The organism is Methanoregula sp. (genome assembly GCF_049518935.1).
Taxonomy (GTDB): domain Archaea; phylum Halobacteriota; class Methanomicrobia; order Methanomicrobiales; family Methanospirillaceae; genus Methanoregula.
Window position 1 is genome coordinate 1 of record NZ_JBEKRH010000001.1, and the last position, 23,528, is coordinate 23,528.

Below are 23,528 nucleotides of genomic sequence, written 5' to 3' on the forward strand. Positions count from 1 at the left end.
ATTCAATTCCAGAAATGAATCAATTTTACCGAATTGACCATGGAGATCTGCTATTAAAAGCACATCTTTCATGGTATATCATTTGAAGGGCGTCTAAAAAACCTTATCTCAGGATCGTCCCATGAGCCGGTCAGTTTTCCCCGTAAAGCAAGATTTCCGCAGAGTTTTTCGATCTCTTTCAGGAGTGGCCGCGCGGTTTTTCCGGCGAGAGGGGTTCCGGGCAGAGGAATGAACCGGTGAACATGCACGTTCCCGGACCGGGCAACCAGCTGGATCAGGTCGCCGGTGGCCCTCTGGTCGTCATCGGTCTCGAACGGGAGCCCGACAATGAAATCCACAACGGGTGTGATCGCATGGTCGCGACAGAGTTCGACAGCAGCGATCACGTCATCGATTGTGTGCCCGCGATGCAGGCTTTGGAGCACGGCGTTGCTCCCGGACTGGGCGCCGAAATGGAGTTTTGTGTTGGCGCAGTACCGGGACAGGAGGGACAGCGACTCTTCGCAGACAAACTCCGGACGCACTTCACTGGGGAACGTCCCGAAGAAAATCTGGTGCCTGCATTGCCGGAAGAGGTGTTCGATCTTATCCCACCGGGGATGCACCCCGTCCGATCCATAGGCAAAGGCATTCGGCGAGACAAAACGGGACTGCTCATGCCGGTTCGCATACTTCGCCACTTCATCGATGGAACGGTGGCGCATGCAGTGCCCGAAGATCTGAGGAGTCTGGCAGTAGCCGCAGGAAAACGGGCAGCCCCGCGTGATCTCCACGTATCCCTTCATCCCGGAAAACGCCGGGTATGCATCAAGGCGGACGGTAGTATCGGCCGGCTCGTAAAAGTCCCTTGTCATGACCCCGGGGATCCTGCCTTCGCCCCCGTTGCGGAGATCCTCCAGCAGGCGGGGGAGGGTGTACTCCCCTTCACCGACAATTACATAATCGGCATATGCTGCCACATCGCCCGGGCATGCGGTGGCATGGGGGCCACCGACAATGGTAAGGGAACCGGCATACGCGATCTCGTCGTGATAGGCCGGGGCATTGATCGAATTGAGACTGTAGCAGGTGATATCGTCCGAGGGGTTTTCAACCGGTTTCAGGAGAAAATCCGATCGTTCGCATGCCGCGTGCAGGATCGCGTACGAGTTCCGTGCCGCATGGATAGAGCGCCAGTTGACCTGCATGACTAACGAATTATTGTACCTGCGGGTTTTAAAAAAGGAGTATCCGGGAATTATGAGAGCAGTTAATGCTGGCGGTACGGGCTGAGGACATCAGCGACTTTATACGTCTGACCATTCATCTCGGATACGGTAACAACGACACGATCGGTCTGCCTGGTCCCCTGCAGGGTCACAAGGTCGTCCTTGTTTGTGCCGATCTTTGCCGTCGTGACCTGACCGTCAGAAGTATAGAGAGTGACGTCAATGGATTTTACCAGATATTGTCCCTTGCCACCATCAAAAACAACGGGGATTGTCGCATCATATACTTTTTCCTGGACAGTCACGCTTACCGCATTATTATCGGGCATCGCATCGGTTGGCGAGGGCACGAGATTACTTTCTGCTGATGCAGAACCGGCATAGGAGCCTGATACGGGGGCAGTCGTGGCAGACGGACCTGGACCTGTGGGAACGGTGCATCCGGCAAAGGCGATCACTGCACAGAGAAGAAGGATTACGGTCACGGTGTTTTTATACTGCATACGGGATATTATGAGCGGGACCGATATGATAGTTGCGCTCCGTGGGATTCCCTTAGGGCAGACGGGGGTATTCAGGAATCCGTCAGCGTACCATCATACTCGATCTCACCGCGATCGCCGTCAACGGTAACCATAGTACCATCCGCAAGGCGGGTAATGGGCACGGTAAGCCGGTCGATCATGGGAATCCCGCTTATGATGGCACCGGTGGCAATGATCGCCTCGGCATCGGTATTGATGATAGCCGCCGGGGCGTGCCCGTTCCGGCTCAGGGCATACAACACATACGATCCGACGGTCGAACCTTTTCCATAGGGAAATGCCAGTACACGACCCGTGATGCTGGAACCCTTGAGTGGGTGCCCCTTCTCGACAATCATGCCGGTCTCCGGGTCAACACCGGATAAAAACGATATCGGGACCGGGCTGACAAGCAGGCGCCCGTTCCCCCGTCCCCTTGAGATACCTCTTCCGCTGATATGCAAAATCACACCACATAAATGGTTGAAGATGAAGATATAAGAGTAATATGGAAGATACTGCCGTCAATAGCGCCACGCCACAGAGCGAACTCAAGTACCAGATCCAGCTCAACGAGCTCGAGGCTGCATTACTTGACCAGAAGGTGAAAGTTGACGAACTCCAGAAAGAGAACGGGCAGCTGAAACGGGAGAATAACCAGCTCAAGCGCATGCCGCTCTTTGTTGCGGTGGTCGTGGACATCCTGGAGAATGGAGAGATCTATCTCCGCCAGCAGGGCAACAACCAGGAGTACCTGACGAACGTACCGGAAGAACTCAGGCCTCTCCTGAAACCCGGGGCAAAGGTCGCGGTAAATAATGCACTCTCCATCGTGAAAGTGATCGGCAATATCTATGACTCGCGTATCCGGGTCATGGAACTTGAGGTATCCCCGGATATCTCGTATGCCCAGATCGGCGGTCTTTCGGATCAGATCAAGGAAGTGCGTGAAGCAGTGGAATATCCGCTCACCCGGCCCGAGATCTTCCGCAGGATCGGTGTTGAACCCCCGAAAGGGATCCTCCTGTATGGAGCCCCGGGTACCGGAAAGACCCTGATCGCGAAGGCGGTTGCCCATGAGGCGAAAGCCACCTTCATCCGCATGTCGGGCAGCGAACTCGTACACAAATTTATCGGTGAGGGTGCCGGACTTGTGCGCGAGCTCTTCCAGCTGGCCAGGGAGCGGGCGCCGGCCATCGTCTTCATCGACGAGATCGATGCGGTGGGCAGCATGCGCACCAACGACGGTACATCCGGCAGTGCGGAAGTCCAGCGCACGCTCATGCAGCTCCTTGCGGAGATGGACGGATTTGACAACCGGGGCGATGTCCGGATCATGGCCGCTACGAACCGGGCTGACATGCTGGACCCGGCACTCCTCCGGCCCGGGCGTTTTGACCGCCTGATCGAGATCCCGGTCCCGGATCCCGGGGCACGACTCCAGATCCTGAAAATCCACTCCCGCAAGATGAAACTCGCTGATGTCCCGCTGGAGGATATCGCAGGAATGACCGAAGGGGCAACCGGTGCAGAACTGGAAGCAGTCTGCCGGGAAGCGGGCATGATGGCCGTGCGGCGTGATGCTGATCGCATCGAGATGAGCGATTTTACCGAAGCCGTGCGTAAAGTAAGGAACGAGACAGACGCCGATACCCGCATGTATACCTGATGATTCAGAATACCTGCCCGTATAGTGCCAGGTGGTGGAGATCCGTATGAACATCCTCCTGATCCAGAAGGAAGGCGTGGATCTCCACCATACCCTCTTTTCATCCGAGACCAGCCGCCTGGTCCTGCGGTTTTACCACCCGAAAAAGAGATCGTGCGGCGTATACATCTCCTGTGGCGCACTCAGCAGCGCCCTCTCGCTGGTCTCGGAACTCCGCTGGTATATCCGGCGCTATGTCCGCGAGCCGCTCTTCGAATTCGAAAAAGGGATCTGGTTCACGCACCAGCTGGCGCAGGATGTCTATTACGAGCGGACTGCGGTGCTCGGGCCGGGCTGGGAATTCCGGAAACTGTACGGGTTCCGTGACGGGAAACTGATAAGCCAGGTCATGATGTCCCCGGGTTCCACCATAGAAGAATACCACCAGGAATATGCCGGTGTCGAGGATTCCATCGAAGTGTGGTGTACGGAAGACGAGCTGGGTGAAAGAATTGACGACGGGCAGGGTACCGGTAACGTCAACGATGGTACAACCAGCATGAATGCAGAATAACGCTATCCGACATTCCAACGATCAGGGCCGGAAGAGCAGGGATGGCTTTTCCGGGTGAATTGCTGGTGAATGTATCAGAAGTTCATGTAACTGACCGGGCAACCAGTCCCGGGAACGTTCATCCTGCCCCTTCCCGGGTTATCATGGCCGGGTACCGGCATATCGCCCTCCCACAGCCGGAGATGTAACCGCATCGTTACCATTTGGCAGGCGTAATGCGAAAACTATATAAAACTCAGTTATATAAAGGAAAACCCTTGGGGTTTTTCATGGCAAAGAGTACCCGCCACAGAGATGACATCAATGTCGCGTTCAATGCACGCGATGATTTTTTCCGGGATATTTTCGATTCGGTCCAGACCGGTCTCCTCATTATCGATCCTGATACGCACAGCATTCTTGATGCCAATGCTGCGGCACTGGCCATGATTGGTGATGACAAAAAACAGGTCATAGGATCAATCTGCCATAAATACATCTGCCCTGCAGAGAAAGGGCATTGCCCGATCACGGACCTCCACCAGACCGTTGACCGGTCTGAACGCATCCTCCTCAGGGCCGGGGGCGCACCGGTCCCCGTCATCAAATCTGTCGGGTACATCTCCATTGCAGGGCGCCGCTGCCTCATGGAAAATTTCATCGACAATACAGAGCACAAAAAAACCGAGACCGCGGCCCGGGAAAATGAGCGGAAGATCCGTGCGATATTTGACCAGACCTTCCAGTTTATCGGCATACTCACGCCTGAAGGTATCCTCACGGAAGCCAACAGATCCGCCCTGAAGTTTTCCGGCATCGATGAATCTGCTGCCATCGGCAAGCCGTTCTGGGAGACACCCTGGTGGACCCATTCCCCGGAACTCCAGGAACAACTGCGACAGGCGATCGCATCTGCTGCAAAAGGCGAGTTCATCCGGTTTGAGGCAACACATCCTGCCACGGACGGGATCCTCCATTACGTTGATTTCTCGCTGAAACCGGTAATGGATGATCAGGGGAACGTGATCTACCTGATCCCGGAAGGCCGGGACATCACGGACAGGAAGCAGATCGAGGACGAACTTCACAGGAAAAACGAGGATCTCTATGCAGCCTATGAGCAGCTGACGGCAACAGAGGAGGAACTCCGGCGGAATTACAATGAACTGGCCAGAAAAGAGCAGGAGCTCATCGAGAGCGAGCATAAGATACGGGCTGTATTTGACCAGACCTTCCAGTTCATCGGCCTGCTCTCGACCGATGGCTTCCTGCTCGACACGAACCGCTCTGCCATGAATTCAGGTGCACCGGACGTGACACAGCTCCTCAACAGGCCATTCTGGGAGATGCCATGGTGGTCGCATTCGCCTGAACTGCAGGAACGCATCCACGGTGCAGTCAGATCTGCTGCCTTGGGTACATTCGTACGGTTCGAGGCTCTGCGGATCGCAGATTCCGGTACCTCCCTGTACTTTGACGTATCGATCAAACCGGTAAAAGATGAAAAAGGAACGATAATATTCCTGATCGCAGAGAGCCGGGACATCACGGACCTGAAGATGACCACCCAGGCACTTCTCGAATCAGAAAATATGTACCGTGCCATCTTCGGGAATACCGGAACCGCGATGGCGCTTATCGAGGAAAATACCGTCATCAGTCTCATCAATGCAGAATTCGAGAAGATGAGCGGGTATACCAAAGAGGAGGTAGAGGGGAGGAAGACTTGGACGCAGTTTGTTGTCCGGGAGGATCTCGAACGGATGCTTACGCAGCACCGGTTGAGAAGGCAGCAAACCGGCAAGGCCCTGACCCACTACGAATTCCGGCTGGTAACAAAATCCGGGGATATGCGGAACATCTTCCTGTCAATCGACATTATTCCCGGGACAAAGAAAAGCGTGGCGTCCTTAATGGATGTGACAGAGAACCGGAAGATGACCGAAGAACTCTCGGCTTCCCTTGCCGAGAAAGAGGTCCTGCTCCGGGAGATCCACCACCGGGTGAAGAACAATCTCCAGATCATCATAAGCCTTCTCAATCTCCAGTCACGGCATATCAGTGATAAGAAAGTGCTTGCTGCAATCCAGGAGAGCCAGAACCGGGTGCGGGCAATGGCGCTTGTGCATGAAAAGATCTACCAGTCTGAACACATCTCCGAGATTGACATTACCGAATACATCAGTTTCCTTGCCAAGTACCTCTTCGATTTCTATGGAACCGATAAGCGCTCCATAAAGCTCGTGCTCGAAGGGGAATGTATCAAAGTCGGCATCAACACGGCGGTCCCCCTGGGCCTTATCATCAATGAGCTGATCTCAAATTCCCTCAAGCATGCGTTTCCGGGCGGATGTGCAGGGAAAATTATGATATTTACCGAGAAGAATGACGATGGGATCGTCATTCGGGTGAACGATAATGGTGTTGGTATCCCGGAACACGTGGATCCCTGTAACACCGAGAGTCTCGGCCTCATGCTGATCCAGAGCCTCAGCGAACAGCTGGGAGCAACGATCAGTCTCAACAGGAAATGTGGTACATCGTATACTATTACCATCCCGCGGGACCATATACGGTAGACAGGTATTCCTGCAAAATCCTGCCGGTGAATTCCCGGTTTACCGGACAGGGTGCCCCTGCAGGAACGCGGAACGATCATTATCGGATCTCAATCTCAGTATCCTGTCATCTGCCAGCGCATTCCCTGCCGGGCAGGTGCCGTGGAAATCAGGATAGTAAAATAGGGTAAAATTTTTTTATTCATTCCTGAAAACATAGGAGATTGCCAGGAATGCAACCATCAGGATCAACAGGGGCAGCCCTTCGCATGCCCGCAGGAAGACCCCGTAGTTTTCCAGAATCTGTAAATTCTCCATGTTACTCGCTCCCTACAAAATCCACAGTACCGGTGTATACCAGGGAGAGGATCCTGCCCAGCCGCTCCTGTTCCTCAGGCGTGGGGGGATATGACCGGTCGCACAGGGTTGTTTCCACCTGCCGGATTACGTCACCGAGGTTAGTCATACTGGCATCTCACCGTACTCTGATACCATGTCATTGACCAGTCCGCGATATATAATGCCAAAATGGCCGGAGTACTTTGCACGCACTCACAGGGATTGCGATTGAACTGACGGGTTATACAAAAAAATGGGCTGATGGGGAGCAGGAATTATGCAAACATGGCGCCTTCGACATCAGTCGGGCCGCGATTGAAGTCCAAGGCTACTTTTGCAACGGCTGCAAGGAAATCTTCCTGGGTGATGGCCGGCCGCTCCTTGCGGATGGCAAACATACCGGCTTCCATGCAGATCGCCCTGAGGTCTGCACCGTTCTTGCCGTCGGTCATTTTTGCTACTTCACCCAGGTTCACGTCATCGTCAACCGTCAGTGTACGGCAGTGCACTTTTAAGATCGAGAGCCGGCCCCGATCATCCGGCAGCGGGATCTCGATGATCCGGTCAAACCGGCCGGGGCGCAGGAGTGCCTTGTCGAGAATGTCGATCCGATTCGTGGCACCGATGATCTTCACGTCGCCCCGGTTCTCGAACCCGTCCATGCCCGCCAGCAGCTGCATGAGCGTGCGCTGCACCTCACGGTCGCCGGAGGTGTTTGCCTCGGTCCTGCTGGCACCCACGGCATCGATCTCGTCGATGAAGATGATGGTCGGGGCCTTCTTCTTGGCAAGGTCGAAGAGTTCCCGGACGAGCCGGGCTCCTTCGCCAATGTATTTCTGGACAAGCTCGGAACCCACGACCCGCATGAAGTGGGCGTTGGTCTCGTGGGCCACGGCCTTGGCGAGCAGGGTCTTGCCCGTGCCCGGCGGTCCATGGAGCAGCACACCTTTCGGCGGGTCTATCCCGATCTTCAGGAAGAGATCGGGGCGTTTCAGCGGCAGCTCGACTGCTTCCTTGATCTCGTTGATCTGCTTCTCGAGCCCGCCGATATCCGCATAGTTCTCCTGCGGGGAATCCACCAGTTCCATGCCATAGACCTGAGCATCGAAAGAACTGGGGAGCAGTTCAACGATCGCAAGCGACTGCTGGTTGAGCGTGCACCGCGTGCCGGGCTTGAGTTCCTCGGCATTGATAGACGGGGAGCTCCTGACCAGGAACCGGGGGCCCGCACTGCTCCGGACTATGACCCTTGAAGCATCAACTACGTCCGTAACGGTACCGATGATCAGGGGCGGGCTCCGCAGCTGTTCGCTCTCGCTCTTGAGCTTGCGCACTTCCCGCTCGTACCGGATCTTCTGGGTCTCGATATACCGCTTATCCGCCTCGACCTGCCGCAGCTGTTCACGGAGCTCGAGGTTGCGGGATTCGAGGTTGCCGACACGCTCCATCATCTGGACTTCCAACTCGTGCTTATCGGTCTCAATCTGGCCCAGCTGCTCCCGGAGCTGCTCGGTCAGCGCCCGGTACAGGCGATAGAGCTCTTCCGGAGTCTGGGGTTCTGTTGACTGATGGAGAATGTCGGCCATCCCGTGCCTCAAATAGCTATATTGGGGAAACTGCATATAAAGTGTTTGTGAAGAGGCAGGTATCAGCGGCATGATCACGCCCCTTTCAGTGAGCATTTATAGTCATACAGCGATCATCTTTGTGAGAATATGCAGTGCGAAATGTGCGGTGAAACGGTTCGCGGCGCCCCTAAGCTGGTCAGGGTGGAAGGGGCAGAACTGCAGGTATGCAGCAAATGCGAGAAGTTCGGTACCGCTGTCCAGCAGGCACGGCGCACCGATCTCGTGCGCCCGGCGGCGCCCCGGGCAGCCGGGGGCAGACCTTCCCCGGCAGCCGCCCCGTCCCAGTACCGGAAACGAGACCTGTTCGATTACAGTGACGGGGACGTAGTCGACGATTACGACAAGCGGATCAAGGCAGCCCGGATGGAGAAGGGGCTCTCCCAGAAAGATCTCGCCATGCAGATGAAGGAGAAGGAGCACCTGATCCGGAAGATCGAGAACCACGAGCTGATGCCCGAGGACGATGTACGGAAGAAACTCGAGAAGGTCCTTGGCATCCGTCTTATCGATGCACCGGAGACCGAGGCCGAGAAGAAGGTTCCGGGCTCCCTTGCACCCACGCTCGGAGACCTCACGGTCATCAGGAAAGCAAGGAAATAATCCCGGGTTTTTCCCGGTCTTTATTATTTACGCCCGGCGGCCGCACGGTGAGCGATATCCCACGTGATCCGGAGCGGGGAATGCGCTGGTCGCAATGCTGGTATTCCGTGCAAAAAAACGGCATTCCCTGCGTAAAATGCGATAAGTGCGAATATTATCGCAGTTAAAGCAAGCATTATCACGTATTTTATACGATCCCTGATCATGCAGTTGAAACAAAAAATGATTATCAGTTCGGTCTCTGCGATCCTTGTCATCCTCTGCCTGCTGGCCAGTGCCTGCACAAGCGCACCGTCATCATTGCCGGTAAATAAGGAATTGCCGCCGGTCCCTCCGGGTTCACCGGCAGTCATCCCACCCCCCCATACCACGGGGACCCCTGTGGACAATAACGCGAGCATCGTTCGTGTGATCCCCCCGCCGCGGGTTATCTGCAACTGCCCGATGGAGCCGGTAGTGTCGCGGACCGTTGCTCCCACTCCCACGCCGGACGACGGCCTTTGCCACTGTCCGTGACGGGATAACGGTGGATGTATCCGGGACTGGCGGTTCGGAGCGGGTTCCAGGCTGTAAAACCTGCTGTAAACCAGACCCCGTAGAAGAACCGGTTAATCCCCCGATCAAACAATACCATCGGGGGAGACCCTCCGCATCCGGGTTTTCTTCTGTTTACTCCCCTCAGGTTCTTTCCAGCCAGATCTTCTCCACGGAAAATCCGGGGGTCGGGCCTGTCATCTCAACTGGAGGCGGGATATTCCATTACCGTGCAGGTTGTGCTGAAGGCAACGCAAGAATTTATACAGCATAGCACGCGAATGCTGGATTATGAATTCAGATGATGGAGATCACACGCCAGACCATATCGTCATCGTTATTCCTGCAAGGGGGTTCGCATGAAAACCAACGGAAACACCGTCCTGATTACCGGTGGAGCCACCGGCATCGGCCTGGCTCTCGCGGAAGAGTTTGCCAGAGCGGGCAGCGAAGTTATTGTCTGCGGGAGAACTGAGGAGACCCTGAAACAGGCGAAGCAGAAACTGCCATCGCTGCACACGAGAATATGCAACATAGCAAAAGAATCCGATCGCGATGACCTGTACGAGTGGGCGGTTGCCAACTTCAAGAACCTGAACATTCTCGTCAACAATGCCGGTATCCAGCGGATGATCGATTTTAAGAAAGGGACCGCAGACCTCCTCAGGCACCGGGCGGAAGACGGCGAAGACGAAGTTGAGGTGAACCTGCGGGCGCCCGTGTACCTGACCGCATTATTCACCCCTCACCTGATGAAGCAGAAAGAATCCGCGATCATCAATGTCTCATCGGGCCTTGCTTTTTACCCGATGCCCGAGCTCCCCGTCTACTGTGCTACCAAGGCCGCCGTCCACAGCTTCAGCCAGACGCTCCGCCAGCAGCTGGAAGGTACAACGGTCAGGGTTTTCGAGCTGATACCCCCGATGGTTGACACGAACCTGGACAAAGGAGCACGGAAGGCCCGGGGACAGACCTATTTCGGTTTATCCACGGCCGAATTCATCGTCCCGGTCATGAAGGCGTTTGCAAACAACGAATTCGAGATCCGGGTGCAGGACCCGAAACTTTCCGCGATGAGGGGCGGCCCGTCATGAGGATCTTGGGGCGGAATCCGGGATGCAATGGGAAGGAGGGGGCCTCATTAGTGCCGGGTAACTACCAAAAAAAATACACCGGACGAATACAACGCGAATCTCAGGCTCACACATTGAGAAAGGAACACGGGCGGGAATACTTGCGGTCAAAACCCGTTTAAAATGAAAAATAAAATATTCGTGAAACTGCCTGCACGGTTAATTGTCCCACTCAACCTCAGGCCCCATACTTCTTTGCAGGGCCTGACTTGACTTCATCCGCAGCATAGATCAGAGGGGCCTGTTTGCCCATGACAGATGTGCCCTTCCTTGTGCGCCCATATCCCCCGGATGAGTCAATCGGGTTCCTGTCCCCGCACCGGGGCTCCATCTTCATCGTGCCGTCGGACTGCATGATCCGGGCCATTACGGGCTCTGCCGGGACGACCGGGAGATCCGGCTGGCGTGCGCCCCTGGGCCGGATCACGGTGCTGCCATCTGATGAGGCTGCAACGGACTGGCCCGCCAGCACCGGGGATGCTGTGCCCAGCACAACCGGTCCCCGCTTAAGCTCCTGGCGGCTGCGCTCCCCATCCTGCCGGGACATCTTCATGGCGATCGCCTTGAAGTCGAGCAGTTCCTCGATCAGTCCCTTGACCAGCGCTTCCATCTCCCGTAACCTTTTTTCAAGTGCTGCGATCCGGTCTTCCGATACACCGGTTCCAGAAATTTCCATAATCGAAATCAGTTTCTCCTGGTGATTGGGTTCGATCCCGGGAACTGTGAGATTTGCATCAGAGTTCGCATATATAACACTACTGATGATCTCTGACATATTAAAGGGAGGAGTAACTTTTTAAGAAAAATCGCAAAAAAAAGTAGTTTTGATTCGTCTGCGGCTGGAAACCGCTTTTTTCAGCCCGGAAAAAATTTCCTGTTAACAAAAGAACGATCAGAACCGGAAATTGAAATTCCTGCCGGACCGGCCCGGGATCTTCTCAAATCCCAGGACCGTTAATGCCCGTGATGAGCACACTGCTTCTGCGGTTGTGCGTTGTCGGTCAAAACCTGGACCTGCTGTTCTAAAACTTCGATACGCTTCTCTAATCTCCTGATCTGTACTTCAGTTGCTTCGTCCATGATATTCTCTGTGCCCGGTATTGTTGGAATCGGGCACTATAGTGAAGGGGGGCATAACGGTTCTACGTAACCCCGGGGAAAACGGGCGGGAATGGGGTAGATACCCCCTCCGGCACGGGCCGGGCAATCGGAATAGCCGACGCGGCCCGGCATGAAGATCCTGGGGCGGAACCCGGGGTGGCGAGGGAAGGAGAGGACTCCACCGGTGCTAAGTGGGTAGGGAGGGGGGGTGCCTGCTACGGGATTGGGTCAGGATTTTACCAGAATAAACAATTGTTCAAACCGGTCTTTCTTAGCCTTACATATCGGACATAACTCGGGGGGTTCGTCGCGGGAACAAAGGTAACCGCATACTTTGCATCGGAATGCCGGAATTTGTGTCGTTGATGCAGACACAGGAGAAAAAATATTTACAATATTGGTTTTTCCCCGCTGGATCCGTGAAGGGCGGCGTTCCGGCACGGGCATGAGCAGATGCTCCCCGGTAAGAATATTTTCGTTCACGTACAGGCTGCAATAACAAGCTTTACACTGGGCAAGATCCTGATCCCGGTAATCACACGGGCAGATGATGTCGAGATCTTCCACCCGGTTTCCGGATGCAAGACGGCACGGGCATGATTCATACCCGTAACGTTGTCTGTTTTTCATCAGACCACGGATAAGATGTTTGGTGAACTCAATATCCGGGTTCAGATGGTAACCCCCGGTTTCTGCATCCTGTTTCATTTTCAGATATTGTTTCTCAACTTCCGTTTCAAGAAGGCCGGTAAATTCAGTAAAGACACTCATTCTCTGAGCACTCCGATGATCTCCTTTTCGTTAAATCCGACAATGCACCTGGTGTCATCGATAATGAGGGTGGGAAAAGAACCACGGGGGTTGAATTTTTCCATGATTGTCATGGCATCGTCCTGCTCCTTTCCTTCCAGTAAATCGACATATTGATAATCAAATTCGATATTTTGTTGTTTTAAGAGTTCGATGGTTTTTTTACACCAGCCGCACGTGGAGAGTGCATACAACATCACCTTCATTGAAGGCTTTCCGGTGAAGTGTTCCACGGACACGTAAGATCACGATTCCCTTTAATGAAGGGAATGAGCATAATCACTATTTAATATTATTGCATAATTAACCGTAGTGAGGGAAATTTATCCGGCTCTGAAGATTTTTCTTCATGCAGATTCTCCAAAAATCGCGAGAACAAATAATTTTGTGAATCGTGTTTCCGGGGAAAGCAAAAAATTTGAAAATTATGGAAAGGATGGGCACGAGAACTCCTCCGGCACGGGCCTCGCGATTGAGAGGGGCGACGGCTTTGCGTGAGGATCGCGGCGCGGAACTCCGGAGGCGATGGAGGGAAGGCACCCCCCGGGTATAACTGAATTTCGTATGGAAAATTCATTACCATCAAAAATCTATGAGTTATGATAAGAGTTGTCATCATGGCTTCCGATGGAGAAGAAGAGATAATCAAAGAGTTATGTGCAAATATTCTCAGATTACCCATTTTTGGATATATCAGATCCAGTTCTTTCAGGCATTTTTGCTCAGAATATGGTTTAGAGGATATCTGGAACTCGTGTGTTGCGAAGGCACAGTATGATAACAGAAGAGTTGAAGATTTCGAAGCATATGATGACAAATATTTAGGAAAAATCTTTTTCCATTTCATTTTAACAATTTATGACCGGCGATATGCTGATTTTGTTGAACTTATCGGCCATTTTTTGTACGGTGCCTACAAACATGCCAGGGTAAGGTTTCCCTTAACGGAATTTGATTGGGAGATTGTCCAAAAAACAGAATCCGGGTTGGTTGAGCTGGGTAACGAAATTTCTGAAATAAAAAAAATATTTTCCAGATTCAGTCCAAAAAACAACATATAACTTTTTTATGGACAGTCAATGACCGGAAAAGAAGTCACATCACCTCAGGTATCCAGCAATGGCCATATGATTGGGATGGCCGACGGCATGGCATACGAATCGCAAGGTGAAACCAAAGGCTGTTGATGGGGGACGTCAGCAACCAACGCATCAGCATCTTATGAAACACCTAATAACCTTACGGTTATACGCATATCCACCAGCGAATCAGCGATGAACACCGCCGATTTTGGTAATATAAATCCCGTCCGTGCAAATGTGAATCCGATGGCCGGAGCACACAGGTGCGGCCGCCAGACAGGAGAATTAAACGTGAAAAAATCAGGAACCATATTTATCGGGACTGCACTGCTCTGCATGATGGTGCTGTGCATCCCCGTCGTGAGTGCTGCAGATTCCGGGCAGTCATGGACAAATAACCCCGAACACATCACTGCCATGAAGGCATACGTGGCCTATGTGAGTGAAGATTACCAGGCACGGATGAACGGTGCGATAACGTATATCGGTACGATCAGCGGATCGGCCGGGACAGGCGACCTCACCGGCGCAGAACAGCAGTTCACTGCAACCGCTGCTTCGGTGCAGTCCATGACTACCAATGATTCGATCGATGAAGCCCTCACCCAGATGAAGGGAGAGGTTGGAACATTCCATACCGACACGCAAAACGACATGAAGGCGTACAATGGCAGTGCATCTGCGCTCCATACGAGCGTAAACGCATCGGTTACTGCAGATCAGGCAACCATCGGAAGTCTCGATACTGCATGGTGGACCGCACGCGAGACCTCACGTCTTGACGAGTTCGCCCACAACGACGCCATCCGGAATGGTGCGCTCACCAACCTGACGGCAAAAGGCATCGACGTCTCGCAGCCACAGGGTTTCGAAACCCAGATCGGCGGCCTGCAGCCGTCCCTGAAGTCAGCCCTCGACGCCCGGGACGAGAAGGCACTCGAGAGCGTGAACACCCAGCTCGGCACCTTAGGCAAGCAGTTCTGGGCTGCGGTTGGCGCTGATGCGTGGCAGGCACGGGAGACGACACGTCTTGCCGACTTCGACAAACGCACAACGACCCTCCAGAACCAGCTTACAAACATGACTGCGAGAGGGATCGATGTCACCCAGGCCCAAACAATTCTCAACCAGATTACGGCCGAACGCGATCCGCTGAAGGCCGCGTTCGATAACCATGATCAAGATGCAGTAAAAACGGTAGATACCCAGTTGACGGCGCTGTACGAACAGTTCAAGACAATCGTCCAGGGATACCGCCAGTCTGCCATAACCCATGTCCGGGAGAATGGAGGGAACACAACGAGGAACGCAACATTCCGCCAGCCGGCATTCCGTACTGCACCGGCACCGTCCATGACGGGAGGCAATACCAGCTGAACCACGGGTTCGGGTATGGCATAACGGGAGAGAAAGACCATGAAACGTTTTACCATTGCGACAGGTATCTTTGCAGTCCTGTTGATAGCAACAATCTTCGCTGCAGGGTGCACATCATCATCGAATGCCCCGGCAACGGACGCGGGCGCAACCCCGCAGATTACGCAGACAATTGCATCAGCACCGGCGGGGAGCGGTATTTCACCGCAGCTGACAGAGACCACTGTTCCGGCACCGGTCTCTGATCAGGGAACGCAAGTGGACAGTGCCGATAACGCCGGAACGGATGCAGCAACAGTTAATGCCGATGCTTCAGTCGACCCCTACAACAGCACCAGCCAGTCAACAACAATGGTGCCGGACAGCGTGGACCTCGGGGATCCAATCCCGTGAAGAATCTTATCTGATCTAATTTTGATCACATCTTTTTAAAGGCCTCTCCTGCGTCGGTCCCCGCAGGGGTGGGGGGAAATCGCTGGCGGGAGCGGAGGGGTTGTGTTTGGGCCGGAGATCGAGCAGGGCACGGGGCTTGGTAATGGCAGAGCCGACGGCACGAAACGAGATCGCTAAGCGGAACCCGGGGATGCGGGGGAACATAAATTGCAGGAACAAAAATCCGGATATTGCTCATATCTTATTGAGCCATTACTTTTCAGTACGAGTCATAGACAATTTTTTTTAGTTACAGAGTTAAGAAATTAGGGAATCAGAAGAATGTTTCGTTACTTTTTTTTAATTGAGGTTAACGATGAAAAAATTGACAAAACTGGTTATTCTTGCAACAGTTTTTATGGCTGTGTGCATTTCGTTAGTATCGGCATGGAATGTTGATAGTTACACGATCGATCCGTCCGGACCATTGGCCCCGAATACATCGGCAAATGTTTCATTCAATGTCGAATTTCCAACAGGCACTTCCGGGGCAACGTTCCCTGCCGGGAGCGATCTGGTACTGGCAACTGATCTGATAAATCCAACGTGGTCTTACACAATTACGACGGGGGATGGCGGATCGGCCGTGGTACCAAGCTTCAAAAATCAGACCCTTGACCTGAGTGGTTTCATATTGTCATATCAGGGACACGGCAGTGAAGTGACGGGTGTAACGTTAACGGGAAGAACCCCCGTGGTGAGTACAACCTCTACTAATACCATCCTGGACGTTTATGAAGTTGACAGAACAGGGAAAGTAGTTACAAGCTCTCAGGTTATTCAGACCGCTGTCGTATCCGGTTTTAATCAGACATCCCCTACAAATTCGCACATGAATCAACAGAGCGGGTTACTCGATCAGATTATCGGGATTTTCAGGAAGCTTTTTGGAATGCAATCCTGACTTTTTTTGATGATATATTCGAGCGACCCTGGTAAAAGGGGGGGAAATCGTGATTGAGTGCAACGGCGGTGCTGGCCCGGCACAAAAAGGAAAAGCCCCGGTGAATATCAAATCCCCGGAGAAATTATTTCCCTTTCCCTCAATAATCCCGGCAACCTTCTTCCCGGTCCCGGTTGTCCGGTAATACCGGTCCATCTTTTCATCCGGCGTCAGGCATTCAACAAGTCCCACTTTCTCAAGTGACTGAATGGAACGGCTCACTGAGGATCGTGCGATACCATGCGTCTTCGCAAGTTTTGCGGGAGTGTTCGGCCGGAGAAGACCCTTAAGCACTTTTCTTCTCACGCTTCCCTGAAATTTTTTACCGGGAATTTCCCGGGGTAATACAGGCTTAATCCGGGGAAGACAAAAAACGGTCTCCGGACTGGTATCACAGATAGACATATGAGGCCACGAAGCAAGGCTTGACCGTCACAGGGATGCACAGAAGCCGGCGTTGCCAGCGGGGACCCGGCTAAACTCCCTACGAACAGATCGTGATATGAAGCGGATGTAATCCCCGGTCACGAGTGCACAATACCCGGAGCAGCATGCCGGGAGTACGAACGGCAATGCCGGAATACCAGAATCAAAAATACAGATAGTGAGGTTTTACATGTCACAACAGCTTGGCGGACAGCAGGTTTACATTCTTAAGGAAGGGACGACCAGGACCCGCGGGAAGGAAGTCCAGCGCTCGAATATCATGGCCGCAAAGGCGATCGCAAGTGCCGTCAGGTCAACGCTTGGCCCCCGGGGCATGGACAAGATGCTCGTGAACCAGGCCGGCGGGGACATCGTGATCACGAACGACGGGGCAACAATCCTCGGCGAGATCGCAGTGAAGCACCCTGGCGCGAAGATGGTGATTGAGGTCGCCCGCACGCAGGACAAAGAGGTCGGCGACGGCACCACCACGGCAGTCATCCTTGTCGGCGCCCTCATGGAGCAGGCCGAATCGATGCTCGAACAGGGCATCCACCCGACCGTCATCGCGGAAGGTTACCGCACGGGTATGGAGAAGGCGCTGGAGATCGTGAACAGCCTCGCGCTGAAGGTTGATTCCTCGGACCGGAAGCTCCTGATCAAGATCGCCAACACTGCGATCACCGGAAAGTCGATTGAGCAGGTGAAGGTGAAGCTCGACAGCATTATCGTCGATGCAGTCATGGCCGTAGCCGAGAAGGCGGACGGCAAAACGCTCGTTGACGAGGACGATGTAATGATCAAGAAGCAGAAGGGGCCATCAATGGACGACGCCGAGCTGATCCGCGGCGTCATTATCGACAAGACCCGGGCCCACGAAGGGATGCCAAAGAAGATCGTAAAGGCAAAAGTCGCCCTCATCGCCACCCCGCTCGAGATAACGAAGACCCAGGTCAAGGCAAAGATCAAGATATCGTCCGCCGACCAGATCACGGCCTTTTCCGTGCAGGAGCGCGAGTCCCTGAAGAACCTTGCCGACCGTATCATCAGCACCGGTGCAAACGTCCTCCTCTGCCAGAAGGGGATCTCGGACATCGCCCAGTTCTATCTCGCCAAGGCCGGCGTCCTTGCAATCGAAGACATACCCGAGAAGGATATGACGTATGCAGGCCGGGCACTCAACGCGACCATCGTAGGCAAGGCCGAGGCGCTCACGGTAAAGGACCTTGGCATGGCAGATCTTGTCGAAGAGGACACTGAGGGTAAAGTGACCCGTATATCCGGGTGCAAAAACCCGAAGACTACCACGATCCTCCTCCGCGGGACAAGCGACTACCTGCTCGACGAGCTTGAGCGTGCAGTTGTCGATGGCACCCGTGTCGTGATGGATGCATTGGAAGACGGTACCTATGTTGTCGGCGGCGGGGCAGTAGAGACCGAACTTCTCATGAAGATCCGCGAGTTCGCCCAGACCGTCGGTGGTCGCGTACAGATGGCAATCGAAGCGTACGCAAGCGCATACGAGTCCATCCCCCGGGCGCTCGCGGAGAACTCCGGCTTCGACCCGATCGACAAGCTGGTCGAGCTCAAGAATGCCCATGCCATGGGCAAAAAGAATGCCGGCCTGAACGTTTATGAGGGTAAAATTGTTGACATGCTGGCAGAAGGCGTCATCGAACCCCTCAGGTCCAAACGCCAGTCAATCCAGAGCGCATCGGAGACTGCCATCATGCTCATCCGCATTGATGACATGATGGTCTCGCAGTCCAAAAACTAAATCCGACATCTGCCGGAATCACAATCAGAATAAAAAAGCGGGATCAGAGAATGATCTCGATATCCAGTTTTTCTGCCAGTTCCTTGTACCGGTTACGGATGGTGACCTCGGTCACCCCTGACACTTCCGCTACTTCGCGCTGGGTGCGCCGCTCCCCGCTCAGGATGGAGGCGATGTAGATCGCCGCTGCCGCAACCCCGGTCGGGCCCCGGCCGCTCGTCAGTTCCCGCTCGGATGCCTGCCGCAGAATCTCGACTGCCCGACTCTGGACCTCCCCGTTGAGGGTGAGGCCCGAGCAGAACCGGGGCACGTAGTCCATCGGGGAGGTAGGCAGGAGCCTGAGGCCGAGCTCCCGGGAGACGAACCGGTAGGTCCTCCCTATCTCCTTCCGTGAGACACGGGAGACTTCTGCAATCTCATCGAGCGTGCGGGGCACGCTGCACTGCCGGCAGGCGGCATAGAGGGTTGCTGCTGCAACGCCTTCGATGCTCCGGCCGCGGATCAGGTTCCTGTCGACTGCGTCACGGTAGACCATGGCGGAGGTCTCACGGATGTTCCGCGGCAGGCCCAGTGCGGAGGCCATGCGGTCCAGTTCCGAGAGTGCGAACGCAAGGTTCCGCTCGGTTGCGTTGCTGACGCGGATCCGGCGCTGCCACTTGCGGAGACGGTAGAGCTGGGCCCGGTTCTTGGAGGATATCGACCTGCCGTACGAGTCCTTGTTGCGCCAGTCGATCATCGTAGAGAGACCCTTGTCATGGATCGTGAGGGTCATGGGTGCACCGGTCCGGGCACGTTTCTGCCGCTGGTCGGCATCAAAGGCACGCCACTCGGGACCGCGGTCGATGAACTCGTCATCGATCACGAGCCCGCAGCTCTGGCAGACCAGTTCTGCCCGTTCACGGTCGTGGGTCAGCTGGCGACCGCCACACTCCGGACAGGTCGTTTCGGTCTGGTTTTCCGCTTTCTTCTCCTGCTCTTTCTGTTTCGTACGTGATTTGAACGATTCCCGCTGAGATTGGAGGACTTTCAGTTGTTCAATTTCCTGCATTCACATTTCCCTGATAATTGTGTAGTCTCGAATGTTCTGGTGCATGGAGCCGGCATATCCGCGGGTGTCCATTATGGTGTGAAGAGTTTTTCATGGGGCCGTACCGTGCATTTTCCCCCATCAGTGGACAGCAGCATGAGATGCCACCAACGTTCCTGAAAGAAAGCGGGAATCCTGCCGGCCATCTTCATCTTCGGGTCAGTCGCCTCGTTTTAACGGAGATGGTGCCGGGCTCAAGTCACAGGACATAACGAGCATTCGTCGCCGGGGGTGCTCAATTGCCCGTCCAACAACGTTCACACAATCTCATGAATAAAACGGTGAAGGATCCGTTGATAGTTTTTTATATGAACGGCAGTGCGGCATTTAAACGTTGTGAGTATAGATACGATGCCGGGATCCGGATGAATCAGTTATACAGGAAAAAATAATCAGATGCCGGGTTACGTTTACCGGGACGACTCCGTTAAAACCCTTCCCTCATGCATATTCACCGGAGTCTGCGTTCTTCACCCTGTTTCTGAATCCGTATGAAATTTTCATTCCGCGGACATTCGTACGGATTCACGCCTTCGCCCGGGACCCACTTCCCTTCCCGCGGGTTGAACCGGGCCGGACATGATAATTCTTTAACTGCCGTTCCATGGAGTCCTGAGAACGTCCTGGTTTTGATGTGTTCACAATCAATACAAAAATGATAATTGCTCATCTGCGGTCTCCTGTCTGGCTGAATTTATCAGACTTGACGTGGTCTCTTATCTGAATGAGGTTATATGCCTTAGTGTGATGCAGTATGACACCGGAAATGTGGGGGGACTACTGTGGCGGTGATACTACCGGGGGGTGGGGCACGGGGCTTGGGAGTAAGGAGGCCGACGATACGGAATGAGATCGCGGGGCGGAACCCCGGGATAGGGCAGAGAAATATCCTGTAACCCTGATCCCATTTGAAATATCACGGCAGCTGTCGGATTTTCAAACGATAAAATCCCTGAAATAAAAAAATCCACCCATAGGGCACATCTTGCAATTCAACCAAACCATTTTACCCTCAGATAATAATCGTCTCCCCATGAAACCGGTCCATATTATCGGAATTCTTGGTCTCACCATGTTACTAATCTTCTGCGCCGGGTGCACCAGCTCGCAACTTGCGCCTCCACAATCTGCAACCGCAACCACCGTATCAACCCCGCCGGCGACCATCGCAACGCCAGTACCCACAATTACACCATATCCCGGTACCCTTGCCCTGAACCAGCCGGTAACAATTGGGAAGGCAGACCAGACCGGCACATTAACCGTGTACAAAGTCAAAATCCTGCCGAATTACAGCTGGACAGATCCCACGTTCAACAGCGCCCACGATCAGCTGAAAGCCGGCGATTCCCTCTTCAGCACACAGTACGGGTACAACACCCAGAATCCTGCAGAAGGCAACGTATTCCTGTTCGTCTATGCCCGGCTCACCAATACCGGGACAACCAGCCTTGGTGCCCTGTCCACCGGCCAGTTTATCGTGAACTATGATGGGAAGGACTATGCATACCATCCCATAAGCGGTTCGCATTTCACCTTCGCGAACGGTCTTGGCTCTCCCTATAATTATGATTTCGAGAATGGTGGCGTGACCGGATTTATCGTGCAGGGCAGCGCTAATGCCGCAGACGGGTTCCTCATCTATGAAGTCCCGGCCTCCTTCGATATCAGGAAGGCCGCCGTCGTGGTCACGCTCGACGCGGAGAACAAGACCGCATGGGCACTGGCGTGAATCGCGAACGACTGGCCATAATTTTTTCTTTTTCATCAATCTGATACATCATTTATTCCGGCCATACAGGCAGGTGGGAGCGATCGCAGCAGGCGCCGGGGCTGTGGCCGGGCCGGTGATCGTGAGGGGCACGGCCAGCCGGTGATCGCGGGGCCGACGATACACCACGGCGACCGGGAGCAGGGGGATCTTCATTATTTGTAAAAAAGAAAGTCAATGTTCACTTTGTCTTTTTTACAAAAGTTCAGCGAACGATTACTCCGGTTTCATAATGATTACATTACCGCAAAAAAATTTTCACTCAACGCTGTAATTATACCTTTTCACACGTATGTTTCAATATGCAAACCAAACTACGCTGTTCCAAGGGGCTCAGGTACTCATGCTGCAACTGCTGGTTCCGCGGCTGGTGCCCATATTCAAACTGTCCATAAACCAGCACAGGATATCGTGACGTGATCATACCGGCCTCCTGCCATGTAATGAATTATTGGCGCAGGCCACCATCTCACCATTTTTTCCTGGAGTGGAATTTTGGCGAAAATTTCAGTATTTTTATCACAACCAGTTGCGTATTATTTTAAAAAAATTTCCGAGGATGTTAAACTCCCGGAAAAATTATTTCCCTCTCCCCTCAATAATCCCGGCAACTTTTTTCCCGGTCTCGGTTGTCTTGTAATACCGGTCCATCTTTTCATCCGGCGTCAGGCATTCCACGAGCCCTACTTTCTCCAGGGCAGGAACAGCTCAGCTCACTGCGGACCGGGCGACACCGCGTCGCTGCCGGCGCCGGGGCTGTGGCCGGGTCGGTGTGGCGAGGGGCACGGCAGCCGGGGAGGGGGAGGCCGATGAAAAAAAACACTCTGTTTAACAGGGCATTGAAAAAGACAAGGAGTTCCAGTGACACTAAACCCAGGTGTCAAGGAGTGTCTGTTCTGTGTTATCGCTGAAATACCCGAATGCCTCAATATGATCCTGACCCGGATCTACCCCGGAGAACGTTGTGAAACTGCCAATCTCTAATGGCGTTGTCTGGTTGGCGAGTCCAATCCTTTGAAACAGGTGATTACCGGCATTATCAGCTTCAGTTACTGATATATAATTAAGCAGGTCTGCATCCTGTCCTCCCTGGTAGGTGACAATAACATGATGAGCATCCGTCGACTTCAGAGCGGTGACTGCTACAACTTTGGTATGGGTAATGCCACCGGCGTTACTTCCGGCATGATTGGCCATTCCGAACATAAATACGGCCATCACCAATAACGCCAATAACACAACTATCATGAGAATTGCCAGGATTACCGGTATCCAGAATAATCTGCTTTTTCCGGAGAAGGGTACTTCTCCTGTATTGATTCTCTGTGCGGTTTTGTAGGCATCATACAATCCGTAAATCGTGATTGCAAATACGACAATGCTGAGCAAAAGATGTAACACTATAAGGGAAGGTCGCGCTCCACTTCCGCCGGTACCGATCATAAAAAACGATAAAATGAGGAGGACAACAAAATATTTCAGGCCGGTCCAGGTCTTCCCGTTATACCACTGGCCCCAGCCAGGCATAAAAAAACTGAGGCATGCTGCCAAAACGGGATTCCGGATCTCCTGAGAATTTGCCGGAACATGATTATGATTCTGGCTTCCCTGAGGGGTAGCGGAAACTGAGGGAGCCGAAACCGGGGTTTCCTGAGGAGTTGCCGGAACTTCAATTATTACACCACAGCTCGGGCAGATCTCGGGAGTCATCATCGGCAGCGGTTTCCCGCAGGACGGACATCTTTTAAGCATTAGGTGATATAATTTACATTCATTAATAAGGTTATTCAAATTAATCTGAGTAATTGCGGCATCAATATTTTTTCATTGTTTTTTTTAATTTTCATTCAGAAAATGTTTCTGTTAACAAACCGTGTAAAATTTTCTGTATCCGAGAGAGGGAGCGATCGCTGCCGGCGGCGGGGCGGTGGCCGGGCCAGTGATCGCAGAGGGGCACGCCACTTGGGATTGGGGGGGCCGACGACACACCATCTCAG

24 protein-coding genes are annotated in these 23,528 nt (G+C 53.6%); 13 read left to right on the forward strand and 11 right to left on the reverse strand.

Features of this window, described 5'->3' with window-relative positions:
• Nucleotides 1-68 precede the first annotated feature (68 nt).
• The 3 genes from ABSE13_RS00005 to ABSE13_RS00015 all read right to left on the reverse strand — a co-directional run bounded on the left by ABSE13_RS00005 (nt 69) and on the right by ABSE13_RS00015 (nt 2,196).
• Nucleotides 69-1,187, reverse strand: coding sequence for a TIGR04013 family B12-binding domain/radical SAM domain-containing protein (locus ABSE13_RS00005; RefSeq protein WP_424026421.1), 1,119 nt, complete (start codon nt 1,185-1,187; stop codon nt 69-71).
• Nucleotides 1,188-1,249: 62 nt separating this feature from the next.
• On the reverse strand, nt 1,250-1,711 hold the full coding sequence (locus ABSE13_RS00010; RefSeq protein WP_424026422.1) for a hypothetical protein: 462 nt from the start codon (nt 1,709-1,711) through the stop codon (nt 1,250-1,252).
• 71 nt (nt 1,712-1,782) lie between these two features.
• Nucleotides 1,783-2,196, reverse strand: a complete 414-nt coding sequence (locus tag ABSE13_RS00015; RefSeq protein ID WP_424026787.1) for a DUF126 domain-containing protein — start codon at nt 2,194-2,196, stop codon at nt 1,783-1,785.
• Nucleotides 2,197-2,240: 44 nt separating this feature from the next.
• On the opposite strand from ABSE13_RS00015, the gene ABSE13_RS00020 reads away from it, so the two are divergent.
• The 4 genes from ABSE13_RS00020 to ABSE13_RS00035 all read left to right on the forward strand — a co-directional run bounded on the left by ABSE13_RS00020 (nt 2,241) and on the right by ABSE13_RS00035 (nt 6,512).
• The gene (locus tag ABSE13_RS00020; RefSeq protein WP_424026423.1) at nt 2,241-3,401 is read left to right on the forward strand and encodes a proteasome-activating nucleotidase; all 1,161 of its coding nucleotides are present in this window, start codon (nt 2,241-2,243) and stop codon (nt 3,399-3,401) included.
• A 46-nt stretch (nt 3,402-3,447) separates the two neighbouring features.
• Nucleotides 3,448-3,954 (forward strand): DUF5804 family protein, encoded by a 507-nt coding sequence (locus tag ABSE13_RS00025; RefSeq protein WP_424026424.1) that lies wholly within the window; start codon nt 3,448-3,450, stop codon nt 3,952-3,954.
• A 65-nt stretch (nt 3,955-4,019) separates the two neighbouring features.
• Complete coding sequence (locus ABSE13_RS00030) at nt 4,020-4,142, forward strand: hypothetical protein (protein ID WP_424026425.1); 123 nt, start codon at nt 4,020-4,022, stop codon at nt 4,140-4,142.
• 81 nt (nt 4,143-4,223) lie between these two features.
• Complete coding sequence (locus ABSE13_RS00035; protein ID WP_424026426.1) at nt 4,224-6,512, forward strand: PAS domain-containing sensor histidine kinase; 2,289 nt, start codon at nt 4,224-4,226, stop codon at nt 6,510-6,512.
• 298 nt (nt 6,513-6,810) lie between these two features.
• Here ABSE13_RS00035 and ABSE13_RS00040 read toward each other — a convergent pair whose 3' ends face one another.
• Together ABSE13_RS00040 and ABSE13_RS00045 are read right to left on the reverse strand one after the other, a co-directional pair.
• Nucleotides 6,811-6,957 carry a hypothetical protein gene (locus ABSE13_RS00040; protein WP_424026427.1) on the reverse strand — a complete coding sequence of 49 codons (147 nt, stop codon included), beginning with the start codon at nt 6,955-6,957 and terminating at the stop codon, nt 6,811-6,813.
• Nucleotides 6,958-7,105: 148 nt separating this feature from the next.
• Nucleotides 7,106-8,416, reverse strand: coding sequence for a proteasome-activating nucleotidase (locus tag ABSE13_RS00045; protein WP_424026428.1), 1,311 nt, complete (start codon nt 8,414-8,416; stop codon nt 7,106-7,108).
• A 129-nt stretch (nt 8,417-8,545) separates the two neighbouring features.
• On the opposite strand from ABSE13_RS00045, the gene ABSE13_RS00050 reads away from it, so the two are divergent.
• The 3 genes from ABSE13_RS00050 to ABSE13_RS00060 all read left to right on the forward strand — a co-directional run bounded on the left by ABSE13_RS00050 (nt 8,546) and on the right by ABSE13_RS00060 (nt 10,686).
• Nucleotides 8,546-9,058: a multiprotein bridging factor aMBF1 gene (locus tag ABSE13_RS00050; protein ID WP_424026429.1), complete on the forward strand. Its 513-nt coding sequence runs from the start codon at nt 8,546-8,548 to the stop codon at nt 9,056-9,058.
• A 204-nt stretch (nt 9,059-9,262) separates the two neighbouring features.
• Complete coding sequence (locus ABSE13_RS00055) at nt 9,263-9,574, forward strand: hypothetical protein (protein ID WP_424026430.1); 312 nt, start codon at nt 9,263-9,265, stop codon at nt 9,572-9,574.
• Nucleotides 9,575-9,951: 377 nt separating this feature from the next.
• Entirely contained in the window at nt 9,952-10,686 is a 735-nt protein-coding gene (locus ABSE13_RS00060; protein ID WP_424026431.1) for an SDR family oxidoreductase, read from the forward strand.
• A gap of 217 nt (nt 10,687-10,903) precedes the next feature.
• Here ABSE13_RS00060 and ABSE13_RS00065 read toward each other — a convergent pair whose 3' ends face one another.
• The 3 genes from ABSE13_RS00065 to ABSE13_RS00075 form a co-directional block, all read right to left on the reverse strand.
• Nucleotides 10,904-11,500, reverse strand: coding sequence for a hypothetical protein (locus ABSE13_RS00065; protein WP_424026432.1), 597 nt, complete (start codon nt 11,498-11,500; stop codon nt 10,904-10,906).
• Nucleotides 11,501-12,054: 554 nt separating this feature from the next.
• On the reverse strand, nt 12,055-12,597 hold the full coding sequence (locus ABSE13_RS00070) for a ferredoxin-thioredoxin reductase catalytic domain-containing protein (protein WP_424026433.1): 543 nt from the start codon (nt 12,595-12,597) through the stop codon (nt 12,055-12,057).
• Nucleotides 12,594-12,869 carry a glutaredoxin family protein gene (locus ABSE13_RS00075; RefSeq protein ID WP_424026434.1) on the reverse strand — a complete coding sequence of 92 codons (276 nt, stop codon included), beginning with the start codon at nt 12,867-12,869 and terminating at the stop codon, nt 12,594-12,596. The genes ABSE13_RS00070 and ABSE13_RS00075 overlap by 4 nt, the downstream gene beginning before the upstream one ends.
• Nucleotides 12,870-13,235: 366 nt before the next feature.
• Here ABSE13_RS00075 and ABSE13_RS00080 point away from each other — a divergent pair, with 366 nt between their 5' ends.
• The 5 genes from ABSE13_RS00080 (at nt 13,236) to thsA (ending at nt 18,673) form a co-directional block, all read left to right on the forward strand.
• A complete protein-coding gene (locus tag ABSE13_RS00080; protein ID WP_424026435.1) occupies nt 13,236-13,697 on the forward strand; it encodes a hypothetical protein in 462 nt (153 codons plus the stop codon).
• 312 nt (nt 13,698-14,009) lie between these two features.
• Nucleotides 14,010-15,095 (forward strand): hypothetical protein, encoded by a 1,086-nt coding sequence (locus tag ABSE13_RS00085; RefSeq protein WP_424026436.1) that lies wholly within the window; start codon nt 14,010-14,012, stop codon nt 15,093-15,095.
• A gap of 39 nt (nt 15,096-15,134) precedes the next feature.
• Complete coding sequence (locus ABSE13_RS00090; protein ID WP_424026437.1) at nt 15,135-15,488, forward strand: hypothetical protein; 354 nt, start codon at nt 15,135-15,137, stop codon at nt 15,486-15,488.
• A gap of 355 nt (nt 15,489-15,843) precedes the next feature.
• On the forward strand, nt 15,844-16,431 hold the full coding sequence (locus tag ABSE13_RS00095; protein WP_424026438.1) for a hypothetical protein: 588 nt from the start codon (nt 15,844-15,846) through the stop codon (nt 16,429-16,431).
• Between the two features lie 655 nt (nt 16,432-17,086).
• Complete coding sequence (gene thsA, locus ABSE13_RS00100) at nt 17,087-18,673, forward strand: thermosome subunit alpha (protein ID WP_424026439.1); 1,587 nt, start codon at nt 17,087-17,089, stop codon at nt 18,671-18,673.
• Between the two features lie 43 nt (nt 18,674-18,716).
• Here thsA and ABSE13_RS00105 read toward each other — a convergent pair whose 3' ends face one another.
• Entirely contained in the window at nt 18,717-19,721 is a 1,005-nt protein-coding gene (locus ABSE13_RS00105; RefSeq protein WP_424026440.1) for a transcription initiation factor IIB, read from the reverse strand.
• Between the two features lie 1,072 nt (nt 19,722-20,793).
• Between ABSE13_RS00105 and ABSE13_RS00110 the strand changes: the two genes are divergently transcribed.
• Complete coding sequence (locus ABSE13_RS00110) at nt 20,794-21,492, forward strand: hypothetical protein (protein WP_424026441.1); 699 nt, start codon at nt 20,794-20,796, stop codon at nt 21,490-21,492.
• 48 nt (nt 21,493-21,540) lie between these two features.
• Here the strand turns inward: ABSE13_RS00110 and ABSE13_RS00115 are convergent, their stop codons facing one another.
• On the reverse strand, nt 21,541-21,687 hold the full coding sequence (locus ABSE13_RS00115; protein ID WP_424026442.1) for a hypothetical protein: 147 nt from the start codon (nt 21,685-21,687) through the stop codon (nt 21,541-21,543).
• Between the two features lie 711 nt (nt 21,688-22,398).
• On the reverse strand, nt 22,399-23,244 hold the full coding sequence (locus ABSE13_RS00120; protein ID WP_424026443.1) for a hypothetical protein: 846 nt from the start codon (nt 23,242-23,244) through the stop codon (nt 22,399-22,401).
• Nucleotides 23,245-23,528: the final 284 nt, after the last annotated feature.

What these genes read in the sequence shown, in the direction of transcription:
- ABSE13_RS00005 (WP_424026421.1), bottom strand. Translation starts at nt 1,187, where the DNA reads ATGCAGGTCAACTGGCGCTCTATCCATGCGGCACGGAACTCGTACGCG.
- ABSE13_RS00010 (WP_424026422.1), bottom strand. Translation starts at nt 1,711, where the DNA reads ATGCAGTATAAAAACACCGTGACCGTAATCCTTCTTCTCTGTGCAGTG.
- ABSE13_RS00020 (WP_424026423.1), top strand. Translation starts at nt 2,241, where the DNA reads ATGGAAGATACTGCCGTCAATAGCGCCACGCCACAGAGCGAACTCAAG.
- ABSE13_RS00025 (WP_424026424.1), top strand. Translation starts at nt 3,448, where the DNA reads ATGAACATCCTCCTGATCCAGAAGGAAGGCGTGGATCTCCACCATACC.
- ABSE13_RS00035 (WP_424026426.1), top strand. Translation starts at nt 4,224, where the DNA reads ATGGCAAAGAGTACCCGCCACAGAGATGACATCAATGTCGCGTTCAAT.
- ABSE13_RS00040 (WP_424026427.1), bottom strand. Translation starts at nt 6,957, where the DNA reads ATGACTAACCTCGGTGACGTAATCCGGCAGGTGGAAACAACCCTGTGC.
- ABSE13_RS00045 (WP_424026428.1), bottom strand. Translation starts at nt 8,416, where the DNA reads ATGGCCGACATTCTCCATCAGTCAACAGAACCCCAGACTCCGGAAGAG.
- ABSE13_RS00050 (WP_424026429.1), top strand. Translation starts at nt 8,546, where the DNA reads ATGCAGTGCGAAATGTGCGGTGAAACGGTTCGCGGCGCCCCTAAGCTG.
- ABSE13_RS00055 (WP_424026430.1), top strand. Translation starts at nt 9,263, where the DNA reads ATGCAGTTGAAACAAAAAATGATTATCAGTTCGGTCTCTGCGATCCTT.
- ABSE13_RS00060 (WP_424026431.1), top strand. Translation starts at nt 9,952, where the DNA reads ATGAAAACCAACGGAAACACCGTCCTGATTACCGGTGGAGCCACCGGC.
- ABSE13_RS00065 (WP_424026432.1), bottom strand. Translation starts at nt 11,500, where the DNA reads ATGTCAGAGATCATCAGTAGTGTTATATATGCGAACTCTGATGCAAAT.
- ABSE13_RS00070 (WP_424026433.1), bottom strand. Translation starts at nt 12,597, where the DNA reads ATGAGTGTCTTTACTGAATTTACCGGCCTTCTTGAAACGGAAGTTGAG.
- ABSE13_RS00080 (WP_424026435.1), top strand. Translation starts at nt 13,236, where the DNA reads ATGATAAGAGTTGTCATCATGGCTTCCGATGGAGAAGAAGAGATAATC.
- ABSE13_RS00090 (WP_424026437.1), top strand. Translation starts at nt 15,135, where the DNA reads ATGAAACGTTTTACCATTGCGACAGGTATCTTTGCAGTCCTGTTGATA.
- ABSE13_RS00095 (WP_424026438.1), top strand. Translation starts at nt 15,844, where the DNA reads ATGAAAAAATTGACAAAACTGGTTATTCTTGCAACAGTTTTTATGGCT.
- thsA (WP_424026439.1), top strand. Translation starts at nt 17,087, where the DNA reads ATGTCACAACAGCTTGGCGGACAGCAGGTTTACATTCTTAAGGAAGGG.
- ABSE13_RS00105 (WP_424026440.1), bottom strand. Translation starts at nt 19,721, where the DNA reads ATGCAGGAAATTGAACAACTGAAAGTCCTCCAATCTCAGCGGGAATCG.
- ABSE13_RS00110 (WP_424026441.1), top strand. Translation starts at nt 20,794, where the DNA reads ATGAAACCGGTCCATATTATCGGAATTCTTGGTCTCACCATGTTACTA.
- ABSE13_RS00115 (WP_424026442.1), bottom strand. Translation starts at nt 21,687, where the DNA reads ATGAAGATCCCCCTGCTCCCGGTCGCCGTGGTGTATCGTCGGCCCCGC.
- ABSE13_RS00120 (WP_424026443.1), bottom strand. Translation starts at nt 23,244, where the DNA reads ATGATGACTCCCGAGATCTGCCCGAGCTGTGGTGTAATAATTGAAGTT.